Below are 10,736 nucleotides of genomic sequence, written 5' to 3' on the forward strand. Positions count from 1 at the left end.
GCTCCAAGGTCCCACAGTCAAACTCACCATCGGGCTAGATGCACCAAGGAGTATCCGACCTCCGTGCCGACGGCGCCCCAGCATACCACCAGTTTCGTGCGCAGTGGGTCGGCGCAGCCGGTGGGCAACTCACCATGAGGAATTGGCAGACCCTCATCCTGAGGAGCGCGCGCACCCGAGCAGGCCGAGCGATGGCGAGGCCGTCGCGAACGGTGCAGGTCGAGCGCGCGTCTCGAAGGATGCGGCCCTGAATCGCGCAAGTCAGCGCATCCCCACGACGCCTTGCGCCCAGGTTGTCCATATATCCTTCGCCCGAAGAGGGCGTGGGGAATGCCGGATGCCAAGCGCACCCGCAGCCTCGTGCGCGAAAGTAAAAAGCACACGAGTTAATCACCACGGTCACGCCGGATCACCCGGCATTCCCGCACGCGAATGGTTTTAACGGTTTCCTCCGTGCTCTCCTCGGGGACCGGGCTTTCTTGCCCCCGTCCCAGGTGCAATGCGTCAGCATTGTCACCCGGTTGACGCCAGCGTCGGGGCGTCAGGACCACACGACTTCGCCGTCCGCCTCTTTGCGCCATTCGTCAAAGGCGCCAAAGCGTCCACCGCATCCCGCGCCAACGTCCGTGACGATCGCGAAACGCCCCTCGTTCAAGGGCGCGGGACGGCGGCGCTTATGGATTTGATTTGGGTGAGCCGTGAAGGGAAATATTTTTAAGCGAAGGACTGGACAGGTAGAATCGCATTGATCGGGAAAGATAAATTCGCCGCTTAGTGCAAGTCGTGAGCATCCTATGAACCGACAATCCATGAGCGTGGTTGGGGGTTATACGCGCGGGACCCCGCTCTTCTATTGACCCATCCGAAGGCGACAAGCAGGCTCTCGGCATGCGTTTTGAGATTCTTGGAGAAATTTCGGGCTTAGAAACCTTTGCCACCGGGTCCGGCATCCGCGAGATCGCGCGGCTGCGGCGCATCTATGGACGCGGCCGTTGGCGCAAACGCAAAGGCGTTGCCCACGTGCGATTATCCGATGGCTCAATTCATGTCGCTGAGTTACATTGGTATGAAGCCGCGGGGATCGGCCGCAAGGAATTCAAGATCAAGCACCTCCTTTGAGCCCATGACAAAGACACAAGCAAAACAACTCGTCGTCTGCGTGGAAAATGACGGTTATGCGGTCTCGCTGGAGAAGCGCAAGATTTACGTCGCGCTGCGCGATGCGATCGCCGAAAAACACCACATGCTGCGGATCGTCGATGAGTCCGGCGAGGACTATCTTTATCCGAAGGCGTTCTTCCGTTCGATTGCGCTGCCGCTGGCTGTCAAAAGGGCTGTGCTGGCGGCGTAGCTCGCATGGGCGCAGCGATTGCGGGATCTGAGAATCCCGGATGTCGCTTTGCTCAGCCGGGCTACGCTTGCTTTCTCGTCATATCCTCGAAAAAGCAGGACTTGGACCGAAGTGGTCAAACGCAGTCGCCCCGACACGCCTGTGCAAGAAGATACGTAATCAATATGCCCACTGTCATTGGATTCTCATTCAAGACAAGCTTAACTTCATTAATTTCGACGATTCAGTTGAGCCTGGGAAAAGCGAAAAACCTATTTCTATTAGGCTCGTCGATCACGAGCTTCTTGAACGACAGTTCGTATATTTTCAATACGCGCTGGATTGGCTCTACTACTTGGCAGCCGAATATCGGATGCGCTGCGGAAAGGTAGAATCCCACGAGCACAAAGAGCCGAAATCAATAGCTGCACCGCCTCCCTATATTCGGACGGAGACGAACACTCGCCAGCAATAATGACGGAGGAGAGATTTATGCTGCCAACACCGACCTTGGATCGCGCGCGCCCCAGCGAGTGGCCTCGACCAGCGCGATGAAGCGCTCGACCGTTTCGTTGAACAGTGATGGTTCTTCCAGATTGAGCACATGGCCCGACTTCGGAAAGAACGTCAGGCCCGAGGCGGGAAGATGCTTCTTCAAAAATAAACTCGGCTCGACGCAGGCATCGTCCTCGTCGCCGCAGATGATGAGCGCCGGCGTCGTCGCCCGCTTGATCTCGTCAGCCATGGTGTAGATCGAGGGCCGGCCGCCTTGAAAGCCGCGCATGGTGTTGGCCGAGCCTTTGGAATCATGGCGGGCGAGCGCTGCATAGAAGTCGGCATGTCCGCGCGGGTCCTTGACCAGGAATGGAATCCGCCCCGGCGCCTCTCGCGTCACCTTCGCGACTTCCACCGAGCCGGTCTTGTCGAACTGTTCGGCGGTGTCGCGACAGGCTTTCCGGAACGTGTCAAGATTCTCAAGGCTCGAACCCGAGCCGACGCCGGCGAGCGTCATCGACAGCATGCGCTCCGGCGCATTGAGCGCGACCTGCAGCGAGGAATAGGAGCCCATCGAAAGGCCAACGAAGTGCGCCTTGGCGATATTGAGATGGTCGAGCACCGCGAGCGCGTCGGTATAGAAATGCTTGTAGCTGTAATCGTCCGCTGAGGACGGCACATCGGAGGGCGTATAGCCGCGCGCGGAATAGGAGATGCAGCGGTGGCCGCGCGAGAAATAGCGCATCTGCGGCTCCCAGTTGGTGTAGTCAGCCGCAAATTCGTGCAGGAAGAGGATCGGCGTGCCGCTGCCGGCTTCCTCGAAATAGAGCTTCACTTTGTCGTTCGCGATGGCGTGCGGCATTCCTTCCTTCTCCCTTTTTCTTGCGCGTGCCTCTTCATCCCTCCCCCGTGAGCGAAGCGAGTGCGGGGAGGGTGGCCGTTGCGAAGCAACGGTCGGGTGGGGGTGCCAGTATCATCGAAAAGGCTCGTGCAAGAGAATATTTTCTTGAACCCCCACCCCGGCTCGCCGTCGCTCGCCGACCCTCCCCACAAGGGGGAGGGAAAAGAAGAGCGCAAGTTAATGCTCATGGCTGCAATGAGGCAACCGTCGTTTCATTTCCGTCACGGAATCCTCGCGGAATCACCTTCGAACCGGTCGCGGTGCGCCGCATCTCGTCTTGCTCTCGTCACACCGAAATTTTCTTAAGCAGCCGGTGGGGAAGGGGGTGTCAACGAGGATCAACTGAGTATGCGTCAATCTACTGCGCTTCGCCGGTCGCTGGTTGCACTGGCATTGTGTTCGACAGCTTTCGCTGTCTCCATCGCGCCGGCCGCGGCACGGTCACATCGTACTTCACGACGCGTGGCCCATGCGCGCCACGTCGATCATCACGCCAGACGCCACTATGCTCTCCATCGCTTCCGCCACATGGCGCGGCGATCGCAATGGGACGAGAGCGTAGCCACGATGCGCAGGCGCGGCCTTTCCAACACCCATGCTAGCCTTGGATCGGATTCGCTCTCCGGCGCTTCGATGTCGGGTTCGTCGGATCTGGTCAGCGAAGCGCGCCGCTATCTCGGCGGCAATCCGACCAGCCGGGCCAGCCTGTGGTGCGCGCGCTTCATGAACATGGTGTTGCAGCGTACCGGTCATCGCGGCACGGGCTCGGACACGGCGAGTTCGTTCGCGAGCTATGGCCATCGCGTGTCAGGCCCGCACGTCGGCGCCATCGCGGTGATGAGCCGGCGCGGCGGCGGTCATGTCGGCATCATCACGGGCGTCGACGCGTCAGGCAATCCGATCATGATCTCCGGCAACAATCGCAACAGGGTGCGGGAAGCCCCGATCTCGCGTAGCCGGATTTACGCCTACGTCATGCCGAACTGATGCTCCTCCCTCCCCCTTGTGGGGAGGGTCGGCGAGCGAGAGCGAGCCGGGGTGGGGGTTCAGAAGGCCAATTCCAATGTTGGCCCCTTCGCTAACGTTGGCGCCCCCACCCGACCGTCGCTTCGCGACGGCCACCCTCCCCGCGCGTTCCGCGGGGGAGGGAGCGCGGGGAGAGGACACGGCATTGCTACACCAGGCTCGGTTCGTCGGCTGCGATCTCGTCGCCGATGCGAAGCGTGCCGGGCGCGATCACTTCGGCATAGACGCCGCAATCCATGTGACCGAGCTTCCGCTCCAGCGTCTGCGGGATTTCGAGATCGCGCATGGCGGTGTCGGGATCGACGTTGACCGCGGCGCAGCGCTTGATCCGCTTGACGACTTTCAGGCGGACATCGCCGATCGCAAGCGTCTTCTCAAGCAGATCGAATTCGTGCCAAGCCGGCCATCCCGTGACATACAGGTTGGCCCGAAACCGCAGGGGATGAACGGACCAGTCGACGAGGCCCTCGATGACGGAAAGACTTGCAAGATTGATGATCGAGACGACCTTGCGGGCCACATCCGAGAAGCTATGGCCTTCCGCCGCGAGGATCTTGGGCGGTCCCCTGAGTTCGGGGACAAAATTCGCCGTGAAGAATTGTTCGATCGCGGCGCGGCCCTCCGCCGTTTCCAGATCGCCGCGCACCGCCACCGCGCCGTCCTTACGGATGGTCAGAAGGTTTGTGTCATCGTCGAAATGGGTCTGAAGGCCGGCCAGGCGCTCGTTGCGCATCAGCATCAGGAAATGGGCCTTGGGCAGCCAGCCGGGCGCCCTGGGATCGAAGCCGGACGGGCCGTTTTCGATCGCATAGCGCCGGTCGGCCGGAAAGGTCGCCCCGACGCCGAGCGAGACCTCGCTCAGCGGCTCCGGAGAGAGGCCCTTGACCGGATAGCGGTAAAGATTGGCGATTTGTGCAGGCATGTCCGTTTCTTAGCTGATTTCCGGGTGGTCTTGTACCGCACACGAATTTGTGAAAATGCCTCTTCCGTTTGCCGAAAGCGCTTCCCACATTCGCCTCAAGCCTTTTGAAGGCGACGACCGCAGCCGGTTGAGGAACGTCAACGCGGTGTGCGGAAACCCCATGAAGATGCCCTTTTTCCATGCTTTGCGCGTGATCCGCGAAAGTGTGGGCGATTTCGCGACGAGATCATGCGCCAGATCAAAAATTGGAGGCGCGATCGGACGCAAAACCGGTGCCCACTTTTGCTGATCGCGCCTACGGGTGGTGCGGGCAGGCTGAGGGAAGTGACGTATGAATATCGAAAAATATACCGAACGCGCGAGGGGTTTCGTCCAGTCCGCGCAATCGCTGGCGGTGCGCGAGGGGCATCAGCAGTTTTCCTCGCTGCACATGCTCAAGGTGCTGCTGGACGACAATGAGGGTCTTGCCAGCGGCCTGATCGACCGCGCCGGAGGCAACTCCCGCGCCATCCTCAAAGCGACCGAAGAGGCGCTCAACAAATTGCCGAAGGTTTCGGGCAGCGGCGCCGGACAGGTGTATCTGGCGCCCGATCTTGCGCGCGCTTTCGATGCAGCCGAAAAAGCTGCCGAGAAAGCCGGCGACAGCTTTGTCACGGTTGAGCGGCTCCTGCTCGGACTTGCCCTCACCAAGGACGGCGAGGCGGGCAGCCTGCTGCGCAAGGGCGGTCTTACGCCGCAAAACCTCAATGCCGCGATCGAATCCCTGCGCAAGGGCCGCACCGCTGACAGCGCGACGGCCGAGAACGCCTACGATGCCTTGAAGAAATATTCCCGCGACCTGACGCAGGCGGCGCGTGACGGCAAGCTCGATCCCGTGATCGGGCGTGACGAGGAAATCCGCCGCACCATCCAGGTGCTTTCCCGCCGCACCAAGAACAATCCCGTCCTGATCGGTGAGCCCGGCGTCGGCAAGACCGCGATCGTCGAGGGCCTGGCGCTGCGCATTCTCAACGGCGACGTGCCGGAGAGCCTGAAAGACAAGCGGCTATTGTCGCTCGACATGGGCGCGCTGATTGCAGGCGCCAAATATCGCGGCGAGTTCGAAGAGCGGCTGAAGGCCGTGTTGTCCGAGGTGACCTCGGCCGAGGGTTCGATCATCCTGTTCATCGACGAAATGCATACGCTGATCGGGGCCGGCAAAGCCGACGGTGCGATGGATGCGTCCAATCTCCTGAAGCCCGCGCTGGCGCGGGGCGAACTGCATTGTATCGGTGCGACCACGCTCGACGAGTACCGAAAGCATGTCGAGAAGGACGCTGCGCTTGCCCGGCGCTTCCAGCCGATCTTCGTCTCCGAACCCACGGTCGAGGATACGATCTCGATCCTGCGCGGTCTGAAGGACAAATACGAACAGCATCACGGCGTGCGCATCACCGACTCCGCGCTGGTGGCCGCCACGACGTTGTCGAACCGCTACATCACCGACCGCTTCCTGCCTGACAAAGCCATCGACCTGATGGACGAGGCGGCAGCGCGGCTGAAGTTGCAGGTCGATTCCAAGCCGGAAGAGCTTGACTCGATGGACCGGGAAATCATCCGCCTCAAGATCGAGCAGGAGGCGCTCAAGAAGGAAAGCGATGCCGGCTCCAGGAGCCGTTTGAAGACGCTTGAGACGGAACTTGCCGAACTTGAAGAGAAGTCGGCGGTGCTGACCGCACGCTGGAGCGCGGAAAAGAACAAGCTGTCAAACGCGCAGAGGCTGAAGAGCGAACTGGACGGCTTGCGGATCGAGCTTGCCAACGCTCAGCGCCGCGGCGAATTCCAGCGCGCGGGTGAACTCGCCTATGGCCGCATTCCCGAACTCGAGAAGAAGCTCGCCGAAATCGAGGCGAACGAGGATACCGGTGCGACGATGGAGGAGGCAGTCACCGCCAACCACATCGCGCAGGTGGTCTCGCGCTGGACCGGCGTTCCCGTCGACAAGATGCTGGAGGGCGAAAAGGACAAGCTCCTGAAAATGGAGGCGAGCCTCGGCCAGCGCGTGGTCGGCCAGGCCGAAGCCGTGCACGCGGTTGCAACTGCCGTGCGCCGATCGCGTGCGGGCTTGCAGGATCCGAACCGTCCGATGGGCTCGTTCATGTTCTTAGGCCCCACCGGCGTCGGCAAAACCGAACTGACCAAGGCGCTCGCGGAATACCTCTTCAACGACGAGACCGCGATGGTGCGCCTCGACATGTCGGAATTCATGGAGAAACACTCCGTGTCGCGCCTGATCGGCGCGCCTCCCGGTTATGTCGGCTACGACGAGGGCGGGGCGCTCACCGAAGCCGTGCGCCGACGGCCTTATCAGGTTGTGCTGTTCGACGAGATCGAAAAGGCGCATCCCGACGTCTTCAACGTGTTGTTGCAGGTGCTCGATGACGGCCGCCTGACCGACGGTCAGGGCCGCACGGTCGACTTCCGCAACACGCTGATCATCATGACGTCGAATCTCGGATCGGAGTTTTTGGTCAATCAGCCGGAAGGCGAGGATACGTCAGCGGTGCGCGAGCACGTGATGGGCACGGTGCGTGCGCATTTCCGGCCTGAGTTCCTCAACCGCGTCGACGAGATCATCCTGTTCCATCGGCTGCAAAAGAGCGAGATGGGACGGATCGTGGAGATCCAGTTCGCCCGGCTGTCGAAGCTTCTGGAGGAGCGCAAGATCACGCTCGCGCTCGACACTGCAGCGCGCGATTGGCTCGCCGCCAAAGGCTGGGATCCAGCCTACGGCGCGCGACCCCTGAAGCGGGTGATCCAGCGCAATGTGCAGGATCCGCTCGCCGAGATGATCCTTTCCGGCGACATTCATGACGGCGATCGTGTCGCGATCTCGACGGAAGGAAACGTGCTGACGTTCAACGGCAAGGCGCGCCAGACCGCGGAGATATCGCAGTTTGAAGCGCCGGTGCCGAAGCGCAAGCTGAACTGAGGCGAGACGAATGCAAGCAGAACTGACGACAAAAAAGGCAGCCCTCGGGCCGCCTTTTCTCTATCTGTGCCGGAAGAGGTTTCAGCGGGTGCTGAGCTGGATGGGGCCGCTGGCGTCGGAGACGCGTGCGCCGTGTCCGCTCATCATCGCGTCGAGCTGGTCGCGTTTTTTCTCGAAGCTCGTCAGCAATCCGCCTTCCAGCGACCTTCCGCGCGGTAGTTTCACGCGCATCGGGTCGACAAAACGGCCGTTGACGAGAATTTCGTAATGGACGTGAGCGCCGGTCGACTGTCCGGTCGAGCCGACGAAGCCGATAACCTGGCCCTGCCGGACGCGCTTGCCGACTTCCAGGCCCTTGGCGAAGGCCGACATGTGGCCGTAGGCGGTCTCGTAGCCGTTGTTGTGCTTCAGCTTGACGTACTTGCCGTAGCCGCCTTCCCAGCCCGCGACTTCAACCACGCCGTTGCCTGACGCGAAGATCGGCGTGCCGTAGGCGGTCGCCCAATCGACGCCGGTGTGCATCTTCACGTAGCCGAGGATCGGATGGCGGCGGGAGCCGAAGCCGGACCGCATGATGGCGTTGTTGACGGGCTTGCGGACCAGGAATTTCTTCGCACTCTTTCCGGTCTCATCGTAGAAATCCACCACCCCGTCATCCGGAGTCTGGAAGCGGTAGTACTTCTTGGTTTCGCCGCCGACCGTCAGCGAGGCGAAAAGCACTTCCGGTTTTTCGTTGCTGTTGTTGGTGCCTTCGTCTTCGCCGGCGAAGAAGACGTCGAAGGAGTCGCCCGGCTGCACCTTGCGCTGGAAGTCGACATCGTAGGAGTAGATGCGGATCATGTCATCGATGACGCTCTGCGGCACCTTGTTGCGCATCGCGGTCTCATAGATGCTCTGATAGAGCCGGACGCCGGTCCCGTCATCCTCGTCATCGTCGTCATTGCTGCGGCTGCTGTTGTCAGCCGTATCCGAGGCCGTGTTCATGCTTTGCACGTCGACGGCGACGTATTTGCCGAGATCTGACAAGGCTGCGACGGCTTCGATGGTGGAATCGTTGGCGACGATCACGCGATAGGGCTGTAACCGTTGGCCGGGACCGGCCGGCGCCATCAAGATGCGGAGCTTCTGGCCTTCCTTTAGACCGCCGTCGCGGCCGCGAGGCCCAAGCGTGGCAGCGATCGCTTTGGCCTCTTCCGGTGTCGCGCCCTGGTCGCGCAGGATCGAGACGACGGTGTCGCCCTTCTTGACGGCATGAACGCGTTCGCCGACCAGATTGCCGCCGGTGATCTGATCCTTGGTCTTCGGCAGCAGCGTGACATTCTCAGGCACGACCCGGGTCTCGAACCCCGCATAGGGATCGGGCACGTTGCCTTCAGCGGCGTAGGCGAGTTTGAGGCCGCCCTGCGTGCCGCTGACATCGGCGGCGGCATTGGTGAGCGAGGCGTACTTCACGCCGGCGCCATTGCCACGCCAGTTCGAAGCATCGCGAACCCGCAGCATGATTTCGTCGAGCGCGATGGTCGCGGCGATCCTGGCCTTGGGCAGGATCGGCGCCAGATCCTTGGTGACGAAGGAAACTTCGGCATCGGGCTCTGCGGCGTTCGGGTCGTCGGAGGCCGCCGGCGCGTTGGTGCCGACATCGGCGAGCAGGCGCTGGGCGTTAAACGGCGGGATTTTCGCCGAGAGGTCGCTCGTCGTCATCGACAGGTTGCCGGAGATGCGGATGAACGGCCGCACCCGCATCACGTCGCGGTTGCCGGCCCGCGTGACGGTCGAAACCCGCACCACGTTGCGTGAGACGTTCGCTTCGCCCGGCGGCGGCAGGCGATCGCTCTTGTGCAAGGCGGTGCGATCGTTGGCGCTGAATGCCCCGCGTAAGGCGCCCTCGACCCGTTCGGGGAGCTTGGCGAAGGTCATCTCGCCGTCGAGCGACGCGAAAACGGCGCCGCCGATCAGGGCCGCGCCGCAAAGACCCGTCAGAATGGTGCCGCTGAACCACTGGACCGACACCCGGCGGCGGTCGATGACCGCGGCCTCAGTACCGTCGACGGAAAGCGGGGGCTCGTGACCGAGGTCGATGACCCCCACGTCACGCCCGTATCCGCCCCCACGTGACGTCCTGTGGTTCAAACCACCATCCCCCAAAATTCCATCTGCATTCGATGAGACCCTGCGCCGTTCCCGGACCTTCAAGCGAGGAACGGGAGCACGGCGTACCGCACCAATATTCGCGACAAGAAGCCGAAAGCGCGGCCGCGGTCACGAATGCCAATAGTGAGCAAATCTCTTCGAAGTTGTCCGTCCGCGTGAGAGAGGCGACATGCACATGGGTGGTCTTCGCCTTTCCCCTGGTATCTCGTCGCCGGCCGCCCCCGCTGGCATAAGGCGATTCAGTACCTATGTATGCCAGAACGTCGCAGGAATGTGGCTCAAGTACGGCGTTTCGCCTCTAAAAATCAGGGTTTAGGCACCGTTGAAGATTCTTGATGCGATGCGACGATTTGTTGACATCAGGCGTTGACAACGCCGAGGGGGCGGGCCTATAAACCGCCCACTGAGCGCGGCGCTGCTTTGGCCCTAGGCCAAAGCATGTATTCGTGCCCGTGAAGCTCCTCACTGAGATGAGTGAATCAACAGCCGGTGGAAACCGGTTGTCATTTGTCGTCGAGTGAGATGCTGCTCCCTTGGATGGGAGAGGGTTTTCGAACCCGGGCTGTTTGACAAGTGAAGATGAAGAAAGAGAAACGTGGACGGCGGAGTCCTTGCGGATCTCGGGATGTCTGAAGGCTTCGGCCTTCAGCTTTCGGGATCGGACGAAAGACTTCGGCGGTACACGTTTCAAAGGTTACACCATCGCTGCCCGCGATGTGAATCGCAGGCGGCTGTCGGCTTCGGCCGGCTAAGAATGGTGGGACCTCGTCAAACGTTGTGATCAGCCGGTTCAAAGTTCCAAGTCCAACTTGAGAGTTTGATCCTGGCTCAGAGCGAACGCTGGCGGCAGGCTTAACACATGCAAGTCGAGCGGGCGTAGCAATACGTCAGCGGCAGACGGGTGAGTAACGCGTGGGAACGTACCTTTTGGTTCGGAACA

At 61.3% G+C, this 10,736-nt stretch carries 7 protein-coding genes and 1 rRNA gene; 5 read left to right on the plus strand and 3 right to left on the minus strand.

What is annotated here, in order from left to right; genetic code table 11:
• The first annotated feature begins 888 nt into the window (after positions 1 to 888).
• Positions 889 to 1,119 carry a hypothetical protein gene (locus M6D32_RS05750; RefSeq protein ID WP_298254245.1) on the plus strand — a complete coding sequence of 77 codons (231 nt, stop codon included), beginning with the start codon at positions 889 to 891 and terminating at the stop codon, positions 1,117 to 1,119.
• Positions 1,120 to 1,123: 4 nt separating this feature from the next.
• On the plus strand, positions 1,124 to 1,351 hold the full coding sequence (locus tag M6D32_RS05755) for a hypothetical protein (RefSeq protein WP_298254247.1): 228 nt from the start codon (positions 1,124 to 1,126) through the stop codon (positions 1,349 to 1,351).
• 469 nt (positions 1,352 to 1,820) lie between these two features.
• On the opposite strand, the gene M6D32_RS05760 is transcribed toward M6D32_RS05755, so the two are convergent.
• A complete protein-coding gene (locus M6D32_RS05760; RefSeq protein WP_298254249.1) occupies positions 1,821 to 2,687 on the minus strand; it encodes an alpha/beta hydrolase in 867 nt (288 codons plus the stop codon).
• Between the two features lie 387 nt (positions 2,688 to 3,074).
• On the opposite strand from M6D32_RS05760, the gene M6D32_RS05765 reads away from it, so the two are divergent.
• Positions 3,075 to 3,713 (plus strand): TIGR02594 family protein, encoded by a 639-nt coding sequence (locus M6D32_RS05765; RefSeq protein WP_298254251.1) that lies wholly within the window; start codon positions 3,075 to 3,077, stop codon positions 3,711 to 3,713.
• A gap of 187 nt (positions 3,714 to 3,900) precedes the next feature.
• On the opposite strand, the gene M6D32_RS05770 is transcribed toward M6D32_RS05765, so the two are convergent.
• Positions 3,901 to 4,674, minus strand: a complete 774-nt coding sequence (locus tag M6D32_RS05770) for an MOSC domain-containing protein (protein ID WP_298254253.1) — start codon at positions 4,672 to 4,674, stop codon at positions 3,901 to 3,903.
• 331 nt (positions 4,675 to 5,005) lie between these two features.
• On the opposite strand from M6D32_RS05770, the gene clpB reads away from it, so the two are divergent.
• Positions 5,006 to 7,645: an ATP-dependent chaperone ClpB gene (gene clpB, locus M6D32_RS05775; protein ID WP_298254255.1), complete on the plus strand. Its 2,640-nt coding sequence runs from the start codon at positions 5,006 to 5,008 to the stop codon at positions 7,643 to 7,645.
• An 81-nt stretch (positions 7,646 to 7,726) separates the two neighbouring features.
• Here clpB and M6D32_RS05780 read toward each other — a convergent pair whose 3' ends face one another.
• Positions 7,727 to 9,775: a M23 family metallopeptidase gene (locus M6D32_RS05780; protein WP_298254257.1), complete on the minus strand. Its 2,049-nt coding sequence runs from the start codon at positions 9,773 to 9,775 to the stop codon at positions 7,727 to 7,729.
• Positions 9,776 to 10,601: 826 nt separating this feature from the next.
• Between M6D32_RS05780 and M6D32_RS05785 the strand changes: the two genes are divergently transcribed.
• Positions 10,602 to 10,736, plus strand: a 16S ribosomal RNA gene (locus M6D32_RS05785); the annotation flags it as partial.

The organism is Bradyrhizobium sp. (assembly GCF_027307225.1).
Taxonomy (GTDB): domain Bacteria; phylum Pseudomonadota; class Alphaproteobacteria; order Rhizobiales; family Xanthobacteraceae; genus Bradyrhizobium.

Bases quoted from the DNA above. Each gene is read 5' to 3' on its own strand.
- M6D32_RS05750 (WP_298254245.1), top strand. From the start codon at position 889: ATGCGTTTTGAGATTCTTGGAGAAATTTCGGGCTTAGAAACCTTTGCC.
- M6D32_RS05755 (WP_298254247.1), top strand. From the start codon at position 1,124: ATGACAAAGACACAAGCAAAACAACTCGTCGTCTGCGTGGAAAATGAC.
- M6D32_RS05760 (WP_298254249.1), bottom strand. From the start codon at position 2,687: ATGCCGCACGCCATCGCGAACGACAAAGTGAAGCTCTATTTCGAGGAA.
- M6D32_RS05765 (WP_298254251.1), top strand. From the start codon at position 3,075: ATGCGTCAATCTACTGCGCTTCGCCGGTCGCTGGTTGCACTGGCATTG.
- M6D32_RS05770 (WP_298254253.1), bottom strand. From the start codon at position 4,674: ATGCCTGCACAAATCGCCAATCTTTACCGCTATCCGGTCAAGGGCCTC.
- clpB (WP_298254255.1), top strand. From the start codon at position 5,006: ATGAATATCGAAAAATATACCGAACGCGCGAGGGGTTTCGTCCAGTCC.